Below are 16,800 nucleotides of genomic sequence, written 5' to 3' on the forward strand. Positions count from 1 at the left end.
CACCCTATGTCTTTCCCCGTCTCCCAGTCTCCCATGCCACAATCGCCTCAGTTAACCCTTCTAAAGTATATTCAACTGCTTCCACATCTACCCTACCTAGCAACTGGCGACAGCTTTCGGAAGTTTGGGGACCAATCGAAGCGATACAGACATCTTTTAAAATGGAATCGATAGTTTTTGAGGGTGCAGATTGTTCGCCGTCGGCACTAGAGTAGGCTTGGTTAGTTTCCGTTGAAGAGTTAAAAGCTTGCTTGAGAAGTTTGTAAAAATTCTTGACGGTTTTAGAACTAGCAAACGTAACAATATCTATTCCTCTCTGTTGCCAAGCATCTAAAATAGCAGGAGCCATGTAATCTGGACAACCAGACTCATAGGCAGCAACTTCTACCACTTGAGCACCTTTTTCCGTTAGTTCTTTTACTAACACCTCTCGCCCACCGGTTTCTACTCGCGGGAAAAGCACTTGTTTGTTAGTTAAAGACTCTGGAAAATGTTCCACCAAAGAATCAGCAACAAAGTTTGGTGGGATAAAGTCCGGTTGTAAATTGTGTTGTTTCAGACTCGCCGCAGTTTTCTTACCCACTACAGCAATCTTAATCCCGACTAAAGCACGGGCATCTTTACCATTATCCAGTAATCGTTTAAAAAAGTAATCGACCCCATTGCTAGAGGTGAGAATCAACCAATCGAAGTTAGCTAGATTAGCGATCGCATAATCTAATCCAGCCCAACTCGAAGGAGGAGTAATCACCAAGGTGGGCATTTCGATAATAGTCGCTCCTTGTTGTTCCAGGAGCTGGTTAAATTTTTGGGATTGACTAGCGGAACGGGTAACTAAGACGGTTTTTCCAGTAAGCACTTTGGTAGTTTGGTTTGAAGGTTTAAGGTTTGTTTGAGTTGAAGGTTTAAGGTTTGTGGGAGTTGAAGGTTTAAGGTTTGTGGGAGTTGAAGGTTTAAGGTTGGTGGGAGTTGAAGGTTTAAGGTTTGTGGGAGTTGAAGGTTTGTTTCGGTTGTTCGCCTTTGGCGTTCCCGAAGGGTAGGTTTAAGCTAGTCTTGATAACCTTGGCCTTTCGGCCAACCTTCAACTGGCCAACCTTCAACTGGCTAACCTTCAACTGGCCAACCTTCAACTTGCCAACCTTCAACTTGCCAACCTTCACTCTTCGACTGGTCTTGATCAGGTAATCCCATATACTCCCTTAACCCCACGACTTCACCAACTACAATTACCACAGGTGAGAGGGAGATACCAAGGGTTTGGTTTACAATAGTGCCTAAGGTACCTAGCCAAACCTGTTGCTGGGGGCGTCCACCATTGCGAATCAGAGCAATGGGAGTCTGATGCGATCGCCCATTGCGTTGCAGCTGCTGGACAATTTCCGCTAGATGACGTCCTCCCATTAAAATTGCCAAGGTGTCAATTCTTGCCAGTGCTTCCCAATCTAGTTGCTCTGGCTGATGAGCGGTGACAACGGCAAAGCATTTGCTCAAAACGGAATCTGTTAAAGGAATTCCCGCTAGTAACGGAGCGGCTAGGGCGGAGGAAATGCCTGGTATCACCTCAAACTGACACTCAGCAGCAATCAATGCCTGAATTTCTGAGCTAGAGCGCCCGAAAATAAACGGGTCACCACTTTTTAGCCTGACGACTTGCTTGCCTTGTCGGCATTGGTCTACTAGTAGTTGGTTAATCCTAGCTTGGGGTGTAGAAGGGCGTCCACCCCGTTTCCCTACATCGAACAGTTGACAATCACAGGGCACCAGTTGCAATAAAAGGGAATCTACCAATGCATCATATACCAACACTTGAGCTTGAGTCAGCAGTTGTTGCCCCCTTACGGTTAAGTAGTTAACATCTCCTGGACCAGCACCTACGATGTAAATTTTTCCCTGGTTGTGATTAGTCATTAGACTTCTTGCAGAAGTCGGGAACAGGGAACAGGGAACAGGGAACAGTGGACAAGAATTGACATAAACACTATCAGAAAAATACTTTTGCAAGAGGTCTATTATATAGCGTTTGTATTTGAGATGTAAATCTAGGAGTTTTTTTTATTGTCCAATAAAACTCCGGATCTCTTTGGGAGCCTGGGAGCAGGGCTGTTTCTTGCGTCGCACCTAAAAACTCTTAAAATCATTCCATTATTAAACAACGCCAAAATTTTTAGTGAGCGGTGGCACAGAACATTAAAACGAAGCACCATGTCTCTCGCCCATCCGCTCCACTGAAGTGTTAGCTTGCTTCTGAAAGTTATTCAAGCCAGCGAAAAGCACGGCGTAACTCAGCAGCACCGTTATTCTCATACCAACGACCGTGAGATAGGATAACTTTTTCAGGGTTCCACTGAAGCATTCGCTTTAAGCAGCTACGGGACTGCTCCTTTTGTCCCCAAAATGTCATTCGCAAATCCAATGCAGTTTTTCCATCAGGATCGACAATGCCAACTAACTTAAGCAGCCGACCAAACTGCTTACTAACTTTATTGAGTTCAAAGTTTTCAATGAGATCGGTCAGAATGACAGTAGAACTCTTCCGGTGAAAAAATACAACTTCATCCATGAATCGACTACCCCGGAAGATTAATTGGTCTAAATCTGCGACCCACTGAGGCGGCGGTTCATTTTCCAAATCGGCATTAAAACTAACTTCAATTTTCTGTTGTGCTGCGCGATCGCGAACACCTGGGGATGCCCATGCTATGGCCTCTGGATAAGATCTAGCCCAGGTGCCAATGTGAGCATAGTGAATTTTGTTGGGTGAAATGAGGTGGCGCACTGAGCCAAGAGAGTCAATTTGAGCTTTGAGTTCTCGAGTCAATTCTGTTGGTGAATGGCACCATAGCTCACTGTTGCTCAACCGCACAATAGTCATACGTGTTGAAAAAGGAATCTTTACCCCATACATTGACATCTCTACAATTGGGCCATCAACGAGCCAAATATCTTCACCAATCTGTTTAAGGATATTGATCGGTTCATATAGCTTGATCGCATCGTGTCTCATAGCTACTCACAGAGGTAAAGTAAGGTGAATTACACAGATGATGTGGGGGTTTTGAGAGTAAAACTGGCAGGAATCGCACTCTGGAATTTTCATGACCTTGGAGGAAACGGATAGTTCTGCTTAAGTAGGATGCACCGTATCAAGCACGGTAGCATCTTCTCAGCCTCACCTGGTTCGCGAGGATACTTCTCGCTCTCTTGGACTACGTGGGCGCTGGCGACCGTTGCACCACCGGTAGTACCTACACGAAGCTCAACTTTGTAGATCAGGTATCCCGTCCAACTTCGATGGAAAAACAGCGTGGGTTCGTCGAAGTAGATAAACCACTTATCTTCCATTTCGCGCGGAATGAGACCCAAACGTATCCGATTCACCTCCGCTGGCGTAAACTCGTCTTCGTATGTTATCGGAACAAATTCCCCCTTCGAAGGACTGGTCTTCCAACTGTCTCTAGTTGCTGCTTTCATGACGATCTTAAGCCTAACTATTTATTATACGGAAACTTTCCATCTATCACACCAAACAATCCAGCTAAATCAAGCGTTACAGATACTTTAATTATAACATCAATAACTTTTCCGGATACAGACTATATCAATTAGCATCTTCTGGGGCTGTATCGTTTTACCCTTACGATCTTAAGCCTCTCTTTTTCTTGCGCTTACCCTGGCTTAACAGCCCTGCCCGTGAAGAGGGATCCGCTGGTGCATCTCATTTTTGTACAAACATCATTCATTAAGTTTTGGGATTGTGCTTCTTTGAGCTTATCTTCACAACAAATTCCCCAGGCTTATACTGATGTGCTTAATTTGGAAAAGATAAACTGTATTTAAACTGCGATTCAAAATATGATATCCTAATAGTTTTCTAAATTAAATTAGAGGAAAAGGACTTTGGTTACACAATTTAAAGACTACTTCTCAAAGCAAGCAAATGATTATAGAAACTATAGACCTCATTATCCAGAATCTTTGTTTGAGTATTTAGCTGCACTTGTACCTGATCGTCAAGCAGCGTGGGATTGTGCCACTGGTAATGGTCAAGTAGCCTTGGGCTTAACACCTCATTTTCAAAAAATTTATGCTACGGATGCCAGCGAAAAGCAAATTAGTCATGCATTTCATCATGATCAGATTAACTATTCTGTGGCAGTGGCCGAAAAAGTTGGGCTAGGGAATCAATCTATAGATTTAATAACTGTTGCCCAAGCTGTTCATTGGTTTAATCTGGAAAAATTTTATCAGGAAGTGCAGCGAGTTTCTAAACCTGGAGGAATTATTGCTCTCTGGGGCTACTGGTATTTTGAATTCCCTCCAGAAGAAAATCACATAGACCAAATGTCTAGGAATTTTTTCACCACAGTGGTTGACCAGTATTGGGCAGAAGAAATAAAACTACTGCTTCAAAATTATCAAACCATTCCTTTTCCTTTTTCTGAGTTAAAAACACCTCTTTTAAAAATAGAAACCCAATGGAACATGGAAGAATTTCTGGGATATTTGACTACTTGGTCTGCTATTCAAAAGCTTATCGCTGTTCAATCCCACCAACCAATCTTGGAATTCTCCAACCGTCTAGTCGAGGCTTGGGGCGATCGCGAGAGGAAAATTATATTGCAATGGCCATTACATATGAGAGTTGGTCGGATATATAGCAATTCTACGACTTGTTAGGTACAAATTTCTGGTTTTTAGGGAGCAGGGAGCAGGGAGCAGGGAATAGCGATGCGCTGCTATCTACCTATCTCCCTATCTCCCCATCTCCCCACCCTTGTGACACTGCCTATTCCTCTGGCTCCATGGGCAGACTTATATCTAAAACTATTAGAAACTTAGCATTAGGCAGCAGCTGTTTCAGGGTCTGGGAATAACCTTTGGCATCAGAACAGTCGTTGAACCGAGCGAAAACGACTGGTGGCATCGGTGGTAATAGCCGAATCAGGACCCATGGATAAAGGCTTAGATGATGCGACATAATATTAAGTTATCTCCTTTACGTTAAGGGGTAGCCAGAGCCAGCCTGTGGCCTAGGAAAACTCTTAGGCTGGCTCTTCCCGTGGATTTGATTGTCCACGGTTTCATTATAACATAAAAATTTGCATATTATAGCATATTTTGAAAAATTTTGTAAAAAAATATTGAGAGAGTCGGTAGAAGTAGAGTTTTATAGCGCTACACGCAATGGCATTGGCAAGAGGCAAGAGGCAAAAGTTTACTTACTACAAAAGCGTTTGAGCTTGTATCAATGTCAAACACGAAGAATGCGTAGTGCTATACCGAAAATATTCAAGTCCCGATAAGACCTATTAACAGAAATAAGATCACTTTTCTTTATCTTTTATAACTGATAGAAAATCAAAGATCATCACCTGGACTCCTTAGGGGAGTTGAATAACCATACAAGTATACGAGCTTGGATAAAGCTGGCGATGGGAATAATTAAAATTATGATTTTTACTGCCATCTCTACAGTTATATTGTAGTCGTAGCCATAAGGAGAATTGTAGTTCCTAAGATCGTTCATAAAATCATGAGCACCAATCTCAATTATCCAACTAGAGAATGCAGTCCAAACTAAGCTGTTAAGAACAATCCACCAACCTGCCCGAGTCGTATGCTTAGAAAGAGCTACCGATTGGAACCAAGATATCACTACGCAACCAATTAGGGTCGTAAGGATAGATGCTGTCCAGGTCATGGGTAATCGGATACTTGGATTTTGTACAAATATAGATTGAGCTCTTATGTACCAAAAATAGAAAAAAAACATGGTTGGTATGGCAACGTAGGCTCCTAACACAGTCCGCACAACCCATGACCAAGCGTCGGAAATGTAACGTCGCAGAACAACCCATTGTGCGATCGCTGGCCAAAACGGTATAAGCATGAACAAATACAGAGAAAAATTATTTGCAGTTAGCGATAACCATGACGCAATAGTAATTATCATACCCGTAGTTGTTGCTATCGTCCACTCGATTAGAAATCTCAGACTAAGTGATCGTTTTAGCATTGGATTCTAAATTATCTGTTCCTAACTTTAGGGTGATGTCTTTGGCAAATTTAAAATCAGGCTGATTTCCCAAATCGATATAATCATACTACGATCGCGGTTCACAAATATCTAAGGAACAGGAATTTTTAACAAGGAATTTATCCCCATCACAAAACTCTTTCTAGGAATGTGCTGAACAAGAAGGGTTATTGTGGTGGCTTCATCGTAATCATTCATTTGTAATCCATACTTGACATAGCGCATCCCATTCAGGACTTCCGAACATCTAAATCCCCAGGAGTATTGCTTACATCGGGCAATTAGCGTTTACCGATGTAATCGAGTGACCGCTGGCATTTGACATCACAGCGATCACCATTTTTGTCAACGGCTCTACCCGACAATGAAACAGCCCTGGGGTGTTAGGGCAGGGCTGTTTCATTGCTCGATGCTAAAATTCCTGGGTGAGGGGCTCAAAATAAACAACGCAAAGTAGCCGATGATCTATTGAGGATTTCGGCTCTAATGGCAATATATTGGGTGCCTCTCATATTTGTAAAAAAGAAGGGGAGTGTGGGGCCCGGGCGCGGGGAGTGTGGGAAGTGTGGGAATTTTCGCGCGAATTTTTGCCTAATTCCAAAAGCGATGCAGCGCGGTCTTACAGATAAAGAGTTGACTTGTGATTGTGATCCGTGTTAAATTCACCCCGTTCATCATTCAGGAGGGCAATCACTTTGTTGATAAGCAATCAATAGCTCCAGAGAAAACCGAAGGAAGACCCAACCCAAAAAACCGATCCGGGATGCAAACACCATCCAACATGGGGGCGTCTACCTCCCAGTAGCAATTGATAGTGATGGGATATCCGTGCCACCCACGCTCAAGCACGTTCGCATTCTTAGAAGCGATAGCACAGAGGAAAACCGTGGAGCCCGCATTGGTAAAGGAGAATGCCGTCAGTCAGATATTGTTTGATAACCAAAAAGAGAGGAAAAAGAAATGACGAATAGAATCGGCCAAGCAAAACAAATAGTAGCAGCGTTTATCCTGGGGATGTTACTGCTATTCACCGAAGGGTGTGCGATGGACGGCGACTACTCCCTATCCCCAACTCCGGGCGACTACTCCGGACCCCTAATTCCGGTGAATTCGATACACCTGGAGAACGGTAAATACGAATATGTCGATAGAGATTTTGCTCCCCCAGTAAGTGGCATAGAGTTCTTTGCAAGTTCCAGCATAAGCATAACGAGCGAAGATGGATGTGCCGATCAACTTTACACAATCAATGCCACCCTGGGAGGAATGCCACTCATCCCCCAAGGGCTAACAACAATACAATGTGGAATACCAAGGGTATTAGGACAAGATCTAAGCATCCCCCTCAATATAGGCAAAGTAGCCGTCAGTATAGGCAAACCAGGCCTAAGAATTACAGTACAGAGCAATATAAAGAAAGATGAGGATATAAAAATCATCGAACAAAGTCACTATAGATTTACAAAATGATACGTAAGCATTCAGCTGTGAGCTTTTGGTTCATGCTACGCAAACAACTTTGTGGCACAGGCTACAATATCTTTGCCCCTGGAAAAGAACAGAAGTTGCTAGAAGATTCGATCGATTGAACGGATCGAAGATCAAACAAATCAAACAAATCAAAGCGATAGCACATTGTTTTAAGGGATGCAATCGCACCAGGGAAATTTGCTAGGGACATATTGTCCCTAGCACACAAATCCTGTTTTGTCCCACCGCTACCAAATGGGTGGTTTGGGTTCGCGACAAGTTGTCACCAACCCAAACCACTTACCGAAAAAATTGGGTTTAAAGCCCCGTCCTTATAGGACGGCTTGATTTTTCAGCTAAAACTTGACAGTTTTCACAGAGCGTGTTATGATTATATGATAAATAAGAAACTAAAAAGCTAGATAAATACTATCTAAAAATAAGTAGGCAACGTAAAAAATATGTATCAGATGCATATTGCGTAATTTGGTCTAACGACTTAAACGTCTATGAAAAAAATTAGATTAAAAAAGTATCTATCTATCTATATAAAAAAAAAGCGATGCAGAGGTGCGACCCGTGGCGAATTTAATTCGCCAAGGTCAAGCGCACCTAAGCGGTCTTGGGGGTTTCCCCCACTCGCTATTGCATCAAGACAAGGTACGGTGGGGCACACCGAAACCTGGGTCATAGACCAAATACGCTTGGGGAGAGGAGACCTCTATTTTTCCTGGCTCCGGCCTGGTTGAACAAGTCATCTCGTTGAATCAAGAATCCCCGTCCTTCCAGGGCGGGGAGTGTCAATAAACACCCCTTTCCGTTTTCAGTTCTTCTCCAGGGGTGTCTATTGTATATAAAGGCAGCAGAATCGTGAGAGTAAATACGATTGACCTGCAAGATGCCAGTCTCTGGGTACAGCAGAAGCGTTACATCGATTTTGGTCTCAAAGTCTACTTGATTTGTCCCCACCTCTCCGACAAGATCAAGGAAAATATTGGTGAATACATGTTTTATATCTGCTATAAACCTCCCACTGAAGTCACATGCAAAGATCCCGAAATAGGTGCGATCGCAGTCACATATCTCCATGGGAAGGACTTGGCCGACAGATACTTTGAGACTTCAACTATTTAGCGGATTCAATCGTATACAAAAAGTTCCCAGTCTAGATTATCTTCTCCCATTTCTTGGACGTAGGCTTTAGCTTTCTCCCGATTTGGATCTGGGGTGCTTGTGACTCTCACCTTTGGAGGTGTTACTTCTTCCCTGATATGGGTTTTGGCTTTCACCCATTCTTCATACCTTTTTGCTTGGTAGTTATCAGCATACACCTTTTGCTCTTGAAGGTCGAAGGTAAAGTGGCATTTATGCCAGTAGTAATAGTCTTCATCCTCTTCGTAAGTGAACTCTGACCTATATGTGCAGTCTTTGCTATTAATCCATTCAGCGAAAGACGTATCAGCCCCGTCGTTCAATGGAAAACTAACATACGAATAAAGACTCTTCTCTAAGGAGTCGAGCTCTACTTGTGCGATCGCTATATCCTTGCAGAAGTTATCGAACCTTTCCAATAGTGGGGGGAAGATCAGGATTTTTTCTTGAGCTTCATCTCTATACTTTAGGCTTCCGTCTCTGAAGTTGTAATCCCAACTGCTATGGCCAAACTGGTATACATGATGAGCTACTCCAGCCTTCCCCTCTTCCTCCTCTTCCTCCTCTTTGTCCCGCCATATAGCTTTTTCAGGCATTTGTTTTACTAGTTCCTGAATGCCATCCCAATCTTCTTTAATCCATTGGTAAATCCAAGGCTTATAGCCAATGGGAAGCTCCTCAAAGTCGTCGCCAGTCCTGTACTGATCCAGGGATTCATGGAACTCCTCCATGACTAGAGCGGTATCCTCCTTTGCCCAAGGCTTCATTTTGCGCCCAGAAGACACCTGAATACCAGTATTGGACTTGTTCTTTTGTGTCAGACCAGCAAAGTAAAATAATAAGCGGTCATTTTCTACGAATTTTCACGTTTGCTCTTTTCCTCTCTAGACAAACGCATAACACTACTATAGAGATACCAATTTATGAGCAGACCAAAAACAAAGCCCAGAAATACACTCGATTGAAATCCCTGAAATAAACTGAGCAAAAAGTTGAGAACTGCAAGAGTGATGTTAGCCAATATTAATGTTGTTACGATTTGGGGAGACTCAACCAGCAACTTTCGTAATGAAAAACCTATATACAGATAAGCAATTGAAAATACTGTTACCAAAATTATAGAAATGAGATTGATAGCATTCAGATTTCCCTGCGGTTGAGTAATAGCAATGTAGTTGCCAAAAACTCCTAGTGTTCCAATGAAGATAAAAAATGCTTTGAGTGAACCAACACTTTCTTTCATGATTCGATACAACCCTCTACTTTTTTTCAAGTGATACGATTAATTAGCGATACTATTGCTCTCCACCACCGGCTTTGATGAATACAAACCCCAAAAGTTCCCAGATAATTTTTTTTGTAGCGCTGACCTTTAGGGGTGACAAGAAAGCTATAAGATAGATTGTATAAGGGATAGAGCCTTCAAGCCTTTCTGGAAAAAGAGGGGTTCAGGGGGTAAGGTTTTCCTACGAAATAAAAATGCCTAATATCTGCAAGGTAAGGAGTGATGTAATCGCGCCTCTTTCAAGGGGTATTAGTTACATCGGGCAAAGCCGATTTATCTATGTAATCGAGTGACCGCTGGCATTTGACCTAACAGCGGTCACCATTTTTGTCAACGGCTCTACCCGACAATAAAACAGTCTTGCCCGAAAGGGTTATTTCCAGTTCAAGCAGTTAGTTAAAAATTAGGGATTTGCCAAAACTGTCCTGAATAATTACCACAGTTAGCCATAATCGGTTTATTGTCTTGGGAATCATTAATGATATCTAAACATTTATCACTGCCCGTAAACATGGTTTTGAGGCGATAATATCCAGACTTGTTTGTTTTTTGTATTTGCCAAAATTGTCCTGAATAATTACCACAGTCAGCCATAATCGGTTTATTGTCTTTAGAATCATTAATGATATCTAAACATTTATTACTGCCCGTAAACAGAGTTTTGAGGCGATAATATCCAGACTTGTTTGTTGATTGTATTTGCCAATATTGTCCTGAATAATTACCACAGTCAGCCATAATAATTTGATTGTCTTTAGAATCATTAATGATATCCAAACATTTATCACTGCCCGTAAACATGGTTTTGAGGCGATAATTTGTTTGTCCTTGGGCAATGTTAGTAGTACTGGCAAAAGCAAGCACAGAAGAGGCAACAGCTATACCAAAAGTTAAAATTCTCTTTATATTTTTGTTGGACATGGTGGTATGAGACATTTTTTTAGTTTTAGATAAAAATTGATCAATAATTGTGCCACAAACTCAACTTACCTGAGTTCGATATATAGCGTTTCTAGGACTCATGAGGTATACAGGATTGTTTCACTCTTGCCTAATCCCTGCTCCCTGCTCCCTGCTCCCAGAGTATTGATGTTTCTTTGCTTTTGCCTTGAACTCTAAGATAATCATCAGTTTCGATCTGAACTCTCCTATACCTTCTACTACAACGCCTAGAGAAAGATTCCCGATTCTCTAGAAATATTTTTATCACAGCGCGTCAAGCCGCTATGAGTATTCATCCCCGGTTTGAAAAGACGGGGCTTTAGACTTACAGGTTCCCTCGTAAATCGGCTATTAAGCACTTTCCTTGAGCAGGGAATAGGGAATAGGTAATAGGGAATAGGCAATAGGGAATAGGGAATAGGTAATAGGGAATCGGGAATCGGGAATCGGGAATCGGGAAAACAATCCTGTGTACCTGATAGTTATGCAAACCGCCGTAGCTATATATAGCAATTCTCTATGCCATGAGGTACAAAGGGATCCCCCGTTGGTCCCCCTTATCAAGGGGGACTTTGAGGTTGAGAAGCGTACCTCATAAATCCTAGAAACGCTATAGTACCTGAATGCGTTCGCGTAGCGTGACCTACGGTCAATCCCGTAGCGTGGCCTACGGCCAATCGCATTCACGCCCACCTCCGAGCACGTTATGATTCAAGGAGTATTACTTACATCGGGCAAACCAAGTTTTTCGACTTTTCTTTTTCCTTAGTTAACGGCTGATAGGTCTTGTGATCATACGGCACATATCCCTCAAAACCTGAATAAGTCATCTCACACAATAACCGAGACTTAAGCGGAGAAGGAGGTAAATTTACCTTTGCTACTTTCACTTCTACTAAACCTGGATCACGCCTTAAAAGGTCAAATACATCGTGTGACAAGTAGCGGGGACAATACCCTAGGTGATAATGATCTTCTGTGGTTAATGCTAAAGCCTTATTGTCATAAGGATTTTGAAGCTCGTGACATAGCCACAAAGTATCACCAACTTGTAGCTGATCTATCCGATCCATAGAACACTTTGGTAAGTGACGCAAACCATGCGCTAGGAAGAAAATGTGGTATTTGTCGTCACTGTCGAGGTGTGGATAAGGAAAAACTTTAAAATTATCTGTTTGTCGATATCCTTCGCTCCTTCGTGACATACTCCCACACTGACCTTACAGGTTCAGTGTGGGCTTCTTACCAACACCACCCAACGGTTCGGTTGCTCGGTAAGCTTTACTGCTGACGGGATGCCCCACCGCCAATTTCAATATGTTAATTGCCGCATTCACATCTCTGTCAGCTACATAACCACAGTTGGGACAGGAATGAATGCGGTCTTTTAGTTTTTTAGGTACTTTTTTCCCACAGTTGGAGCAATTTTGACTAGTGTTTCGGGGGTTTACTGCTTTCGTTATTAGTCCAGCATTTTCGGCTTTGACTGACAATATAGACAGGAATTGTCCCCAACCAGCATCTAATATGGACTTAGCTAGTTTAGTTCTAGCCAGTCCTTTAATATTTAATTTCTCATGAGCAACTAGATCGTGGTCGTCTAGTAATCCTTTCGCTGTTTTAAAGTGAAAGTCTTTTCTGGTATCTGCTACCTTTTTATGAGCTTTCCCTAGTTTGCTGACAGCCTTTTTTCTATTACTGCTACCCTTTTTTGCCCTACTGACAGCTTTTTGGATTTTCTTTAATCGCTTTTGAGCCTTTCTATAGTGTTGAGGGATGGGTATCTCTAAACCATCCGACTTTACTAAGAACGATTTAAGACCCATGTCTATCCCGATGGGGTTGGTCGCACTATCTACTGGGATAATCTCCGGTACAGTATCATCTTGGATTGACAATGTGACGTAATAGCCATCAGCCTTTCGGGTTATAGTAGCAGTCTTTATCTTGAACCCTTCTGGGATTGGCCGATGATAGATCATCTTAACCTTTCCAAATTTTGGGAGAGTTAAGATGTTTCCATTTATTGGGTTCTTAGACAGAGAGGGAAAAGTGAATGACCTATATCTGTTTTTTCCTTTAAATCGAGGTCTCCCGCTTTTCTTTCCATTACTGTCACCTTTTATAAACCGTTTAAAAGCAAGGTCAACTCTCTTTACGCAGTCTTGCAAAACTTGGGATTGAACAGCCCCATACCAGGGTCTATCTTTCTTTAGTTGAGGAAGAGTCTTCTTCTGGGAAAAATAATCAGGATTATTCCGTAAATTCGGTAAATGGCAGACAAGAGGACAGGAGTTGATGGAACAGCGATTTTGTTCATACCAGTCAAATCTGTCTGCAAGTAAGTAATTATATTGATGACGGAGCATATCCAGCCATTTTTCTATCTCTACCTCTTGCGACTTGGTCAACCTTAATCGGTATTGACACGCTGATATCATTGTTGCTGTCCTCTACTTTTCGACCTATTATTATAGTAGCATACAGCTAGTCAAATGGCAAGTCAAAATGAAAACTATAAAAATGACGATACGATTAACCGAATACGAGAAGAGGAAGTTAGAACAAGAAGCAGAGAAAAGAGGGATGAACCAGTCAGAGGTACTTAGAAGTTTGATAGCTCGTTTCCCCGTTCGCGTAGCGTCGGCTTTGCCGAATCCCAAAGACTCTGTGTAAAATTCATCCCTGGAGACGAAACCTTAGGACAGTGGAGCCTTTATGGTTGACAGGCTATGGGAAAAAGGTTAAAACTTATTGATTAAGGCTCCACTGTCCTTACGGTAACTTTAAACGCTCATCCTTACGGATTGAGATGTGGGGCTTCTTTTACTGGACAGCTAAAAATTCCATTAAATCAAAACTCTGGGCTGATAAGTTGAGCCGGTCTAGATGCCTTCGGTAATCTGGACGCGAGGGTGACCAAAAATTTGGGTCTCAAGCCCCGTCCTTCTAGGACGGCTTTTTCTTTTTGTGCTACAATGTTACGTAGAGTTGTCCCACGTCAAAATGATAGTATTAGAATTTAAGGTCAAAGGGAATAAAACTCAATATGCCGCCATAGATGAGGCGATACGTACTGGTCAGTTTGTACGAAATAAGTGCATCCGTTACTGGATGGACAATAAAGGGATAGGACAAAAAGACCTGTATCGCTATAACACGTGGCTCAGAGCTGAATATCCTTTTGTTAAAGACTTAAACTCTCATGCCTGTCAAGCTTCAGTGGAAAGAGCCTATAGTTCAATTTCTAGGTTTTACGATAAGTGTAAAAAACAAGTCCCTGGCAAAAAGGGTTATCCCAAGTTTAAAAAGTTTTCCCGGTCAGTTGAATACAAGACATCAGGCTGGAAACTTTCCCTTGATACCAAATCAATAAAATTCTTAGACAAAAAAGGAATTGGGAAACTAAAACTCAAGGGAACCTGGGAAGTGTGGCGTTACGACCAAAAGCTGATCAAGCGAGTTAGGTTAGTACGTCGAGCAGATGGTTACTATGTCCAGTTTTGTGTCAAAGCTGATCTTAAAGAATCTCTAGAACCATCACATACCAACATTGGGTTAGATGTAGGACTGAAAGAATTTTATACCGATTCCAAGGGAAACATAGAGCCAAATCCCAGGTTTTATCGCAAGGGCGAGAAGCGGTTGAAGTTTCATCAACGCCGAGTTTCTCGCAAAAATAAAGGCTCATCTAGCCGTAAGAAAGCCGTTAATAGATTAGGCAGGATGCACCTTAAAATAAGTAGGCAACGTGTTGGCGTAGCCTGCGCGAAGCGCATAGAACATGCGAAGAGACTCGCGCGTTGCGTAATCCACTCTAACGATGTGGTCGCTTACGTTCGCGAAGCGTGCCGTAAGGCAAGATTTAAGGGTGATAAATTTGGTCAAAAATCACTGTCTCTCCAAGTCTATTAATGATGCAGGTTGGTATCAGTTTAGAAAATGGTTAGAGTATTTTGGACGAAAGTTTGGTAGACAAACTGTAGCAGTCAATCCTAGCTATACTAGCCAAAATTGCTCAAACTGTGGTGAAGTTGTCAAAAAATCGCTATCTACTAGAACCCATACCTGTAAGTGCGGGTGTGTGTTGGATCGCGACCATAATGCAGCTATCAATATTCTAAAAAGAGCCTTGGGTACTGTAGGGCATACAGGAACCTGGATCATTGATCCGAACGCTTATGGAGAACTGTCCTCTACTTTTCCTGGCTCCGGCCTGGTCGAGCAAGACGGCTCTGTGAAGTAAGAATCCCCCTCCTAGACGGACGGGGAGTGTCAAATAACTCGGTTGGCAAAAAACGCAAACAACTCCGTCGAACGATAGGTCTTATTCCACTCTGGGAAAGACATTATACTCTGGTTAATGGCCAAAAGTAAAACGACCGCCAGAAGTAGCCGAGGTGACTGGCTACTCCTGGCGGTAGATTCGGGTCATCGCTAACCGCTACAACAATCTTGGAGTTGCTGGAGTGGGAGACCAACGCCATCACAACTCAGGTGCATTACCAATGCTTGATAATGTACTGCAATTAACGAACACCAAAGTCAGCAGTTATCACCTTAACTCCACCTGCTGGTGCCCACTGATCAATAAAGTTGCTAATTCCGGCATTGGTAACAGTAAAGCTGCCATCACCATTGGAAAAAGCCACAGGTATACTACCCCAACCTGGAGCTTGTCGTACCAGGGCGATATCGGTGCGACCATCGCAGTTAAAGTTGCCAGTTATCACCTTAACTCCACCTGCTGGTGCCCACTGATCAATAAAGTTGCTAATTCCGGCATTGGTAACAGTAAAGCTGCCATCACCATTGGAAAAAGCCACAGGTATACTACCCCAACCTGGAGCTTGTCGTACCAGGGCGATATCGGTGCGACCATTGCCGTTAAAGTCACCAGTTATCACTTTAACTCCACCTGTGGGTGCCCACTGATCAATAAAGTTGCTAATTCCGGCATTGGTAACAGTAAAGCTGCCATCACCATTGGAAAAAGCCACAGGTATACTACCCCAACCTGGAGCTTGTCGTACCAGGGCGATATCGGTGCGACCATTACCGTTAAAGTCACCAGTTATCACCTTAACTCCACCTGTGGGTGCCCACTTATCAATAAAGTTGGTAATTCCGGCATTGGTAACATTAAAGCTGCCATCACCATTGGAAAAAGCCACAGGTATACTACCCCAACCTGGAGCTTGTCGTACCAGGGCGATATCGGTGCGACTATCCCCGTTAAAGTCGCCAGTTAAAACCTTAACTCCACCTGTGGGTGCCCACTTATCAATAAAGTTGGTAATTCCGGCATTGGTAACATTAAAGCTGCCATCACCATTGGAAAAAGCCACAGGTATACTACCCCAACCTGGAGCTTGTCGTACCAGGGCGATATCGGTGCGACCATCGGCGTTAAAGTCACCAGTTATCACCTTAACTCCACCTGTGGGTGCCCACTTATCAATAAAGTTGCTAATTCCGGCATTGGTAACAGTAAAGCTACCATCACCTTCGGAAAAAGCCACAGGTATACTACCCCAACCTGGAGCTTGTCGTACCAGGGCGATATCGGTGCGACCATTGCCGTTAAAGTCACCAGTTATCACCTTAACTCCACCTGTGGGTGCCCACTTATCAATAAAGTTGCTAATTCCGGCATTAGTAACAGTAAAGCTGCCATCACCATTGGAAGAAGCCACAGGTATACTACCCCAACCTGGAGCTTGTCGTACCAGGGCTATATCGGAATAAGCTTGAGCTGGTTTAGCCATTAAAGTAAAGGCTAGGGTTATAGTACAAATAATTGTACTTATACGCCTTACCCAGGTTGTCATGTTATTCACCTTTTAGTTTTTAAATGTTTAGTATTAACACCAGAGTAATCTTAACATTGTTGTATAGTCCGGTCAAACAATCC

The 16,800-nt window shown here is 42.8% G+C and carries 15 protein-coding genes and 3 pseudogenes; 6 read left to right on the top strand and 12 right to left on the bottom strand.

Annotation, left to right across the window (positions count from 1 at the left end; translation table 11 throughout):
* Positions 1-4: 4 nt before the first annotated feature.
* From F6J90_RS23915 to F6J90_RS23925, 3 genes and pseudogenes are all read right to left on the bottom strand, one after another.
* Positions 5-856 (bottom strand): annotated as a pseudogene (locus tag F6J90_RS23915) (uroporphyrinogen-III synthase); the annotation flags it as partial.
* A 320-nt stretch (positions 857-1,176) separates the two neighbouring features.
* Positions 1,177-1,908: pseudogene (gene cobA / locus F6J90_RS23920) on the bottom strand (uroporphyrinogen-III C-methyltransferase); the annotation flags it as partial.
* 343 nt (positions 1,909-2,251) lie between these two features.
* Positions 2,252-3,004 (bottom strand): DUF4336 domain-containing protein, encoded by a 753-nt coding sequence (locus tag F6J90_RS23925; protein WP_293099159.1) that lies wholly within the window; start codon positions 3,002-3,004, stop codon positions 2,252-2,254.
* A gap of 893 nt (positions 3,005-3,897) precedes the next feature.
* Between F6J90_RS23925 and F6J90_RS23930 the strand changes: the two genes are divergently transcribed.
* Positions 3,898-4,677 carry a class I SAM-dependent methyltransferase gene (locus F6J90_RS23930; RefSeq protein WP_293099161.1) on the top strand — a complete coding sequence of 260 codons (780 nt, stop codon included), beginning with the start codon at positions 3,898-3,900 and terminating at the stop codon, positions 4,675-4,677.
* A gap of 109 nt (positions 4,678-4,786) precedes the next feature.
* Here the strand turns inward: F6J90_RS23930 and F6J90_RS23935 are convergent, their stop codons facing one another.
* Positions 4,787-4,978, bottom strand: coding sequence for a hypothetical protein (locus F6J90_RS23935; RefSeq protein WP_293099164.1), 192 nt, complete (start codon positions 4,976-4,978; stop codon positions 4,787-4,789).
* A gap of 390 nt (positions 4,979-5,368) precedes the next feature.
* On the bottom strand, positions 5,369-5,890 hold the full coding sequence (locus F6J90_RS23940; protein ID WP_293099167.1) for a hypothetical protein: 522 nt from the start codon (positions 5,888-5,890) through the stop codon (positions 5,369-5,371).
* Between the two features lie 1,107 nt (positions 5,891-6,997).
* Between F6J90_RS23940 and F6J90_RS23945 the strand changes: the two genes are divergently transcribed.
* The 3 genes from F6J90_RS23945 to F6J90_RS23955 all read left to right on the top strand — a co-directional run bounded on the left by F6J90_RS23945 (position 6,998) and on the right by F6J90_RS23955 (position 8,641).
* The gene (locus F6J90_RS23945) at positions 6,998-7,507 is read left to right on the top strand and encodes a hypothetical protein (protein ID WP_293099169.1); all 510 of its coding nucleotides are present in this window, start codon (positions 6,998-7,000) and stop codon (positions 7,505-7,507) included.
* Positions 7,504-7,626 (top strand): hypothetical protein, encoded by a 123-nt coding sequence (locus F6J90_RS23950; RefSeq protein ID WP_293099172.1) that lies wholly within the window; start codon positions 7,504-7,506, stop codon positions 7,624-7,626. The genes F6J90_RS23945 and F6J90_RS23950 overlap by 4 nt, the downstream gene beginning before the upstream one ends.
* 751 nt (positions 7,627-8,377) lie before the next feature.
* Positions 8,378-8,641 carry a hypothetical protein gene (locus F6J90_RS23955; RefSeq protein WP_293099175.1) on the top strand — a complete coding sequence of 88 codons (264 nt, stop codon included), beginning with the start codon at positions 8,378-8,380 and terminating at the stop codon, positions 8,639-8,641.
* Between the two features lie 5 nt (positions 8,642-8,646).
* Here the strand turns inward: F6J90_RS23955 and F6J90_RS23960 are convergent, their stop codons facing one another.
* From F6J90_RS23960 to F6J90_RS23985, 6 genes are all read right to left on the bottom strand, one after another.
* Entirely contained in the window at positions 8,647-9,444 is a 798-nt protein-coding gene (locus tag F6J90_RS23960) for a hypothetical protein (protein WP_293099177.1), read from the bottom strand.
* A gap of 68 nt (positions 9,445-9,512) precedes the next feature.
* A complete protein-coding gene (locus F6J90_RS23965; RefSeq protein ID WP_293099180.1) occupies positions 9,513-9,902 on the bottom strand; it encodes a hypothetical protein in 390 nt (129 codons plus the stop codon).
* A gap of 438 nt (positions 9,903-10,340) precedes the next feature.
* Positions 10,341-10,880 carry an RICIN domain-containing protein gene (locus F6J90_RS23970; RefSeq protein ID WP_293099183.1) on the bottom strand — a complete coding sequence of 180 codons (540 nt, stop codon included), beginning with the start codon at positions 10,878-10,880 and terminating at the stop codon, positions 10,341-10,343.
* Positions 10,881-11,237: 357 nt separating this feature from the next.
* Entirely contained in the window at positions 11,238-11,573 is a 336-nt protein-coding gene (locus F6J90_RS23975) for a hypothetical protein (RefSeq protein ID WP_293099186.1), read from the bottom strand.
* A 38-nt stretch (positions 11,574-11,611) separates the two neighbouring features.
* Positions 11,612-12,091, bottom strand: a complete 480-nt coding sequence (locus F6J90_RS23980; protein WP_293099189.1) for an HIRAN domain-containing protein — start codon at positions 12,089-12,091, stop codon at positions 11,612-11,614.
* Between the two features lie 15 nt (positions 12,092-12,106).
* On the bottom strand, positions 12,107-13,327 hold the full coding sequence (locus F6J90_RS23985; protein WP_293099192.1) for a transposase: 1,221 nt from the start codon (positions 13,325-13,327) through the stop codon (positions 12,107-12,109).
* 82 nt (positions 13,328-13,409) lie between these two features.
* Here F6J90_RS23985 and F6J90_RS23990 point away from each other — a divergent pair, with 82 nt between their 5' ends.
* On the top strand, positions 13,410-13,562 hold the full coding sequence (locus F6J90_RS23990) for a ribbon-helix-helix protein, CopG family (protein WP_293099195.1): 153 nt from the start codon (positions 13,410-13,412) through the stop codon (positions 13,560-13,562).
* Positions 13,563-13,892: 330 nt separating this feature from the next.
* A pseudogene (locus F6J90_RS23995) lies at positions 13,893-15,132 on the top strand (transposase).
* Positions 15,133-15,415: 283 nt separating this feature from the next.
* Here F6J90_RS23995 and F6J90_RS24000 read toward each other — a convergent pair.
* Positions 15,416-16,717 (bottom strand): VCBS repeat-containing protein, encoded by a 1,302-nt coding sequence (locus F6J90_RS24000; RefSeq protein WP_293099198.1) that lies wholly within the window; start codon positions 16,715-16,717, stop codon positions 15,416-15,418.
* Positions 16,718-16,800 lie beyond the last annotated feature (83 nt).

The sequence above is a fragment of the Moorena sp. SIOASIH genome, assembly GCF_010671925.1.
Classification (GTDB): domain Bacteria; phylum Cyanobacteriota; class Cyanobacteriia; order Cyanobacteriales; family Coleofasciculaceae; genus Moorena.

Coding starts and splice junctions, on each gene's coding strand:
- F6J90_RS23925 (WP_293099159.1), bottom strand. CDS start 3,004: ATGAGACACGATGCGATCAAGCTATATGAACCGATCAATATCCTTAAA.
- F6J90_RS23935 (WP_293099164.1), bottom strand. CDS start 4,978: ATGTCGCATCATCTAAGCCTTTATCCATGGGTCCTGATTCGGCTATTA.
- F6J90_RS23940 (WP_293099167.1), bottom strand. CDS start 5,890: ATGCTTATACCGTTTTGGCCAGCGATCGCACAATGGGTTGTTCTGCGA.
- F6J90_RS23945 (WP_293099169.1), top strand. CDS start 6,998: ATGACGAATAGAATCGGCCAAGCAAAACAAATAGTAGCAGCGTTTATC.
- F6J90_RS23950 (WP_293099172.1), top strand. CDS start 7,504: ATGATACGTAAGCATTCAGCTGTGAGCTTTTGGTTCATGCTACGCAAA.
- F6J90_RS23965 (WP_293099180.1), bottom strand. CDS start 9,902: ATGAAAGAAAGTGTTGGTTCACTCAAAGCATTTTTTATCTTCATTGGA.
- F6J90_RS23970 (WP_293099183.1), bottom strand. CDS start 10,880: ATGTCTCATACCACCATGTCCAACAAAAATATAAAGAGAATTTTAACT.
- F6J90_RS23980 (WP_293099189.1), bottom strand. CDS start 12,091: ATGTCACGAAGGAGCGAAGGATATCGACAAACAGATAATTTTAAAGTT.
- F6J90_RS23985 (WP_293099192.1), bottom strand. CDS start 13,327: ATGATATCAGCGTGTCAATACCGATTAAGGTTGACCAAGTCGCAAGAG.
- F6J90_RS23990 (WP_293099195.1), top strand. CDS start 13,410: ATGACGATACGATTAACCGAATACGAGAAGAGGAAGTTAGAACAAGAA.
- F6J90_RS24000 (WP_293099198.1), bottom strand. CDS start 16,717: ATGACAACCTGGGTAAGGCGTATAAGTACAATTATTTGTACTATAACC.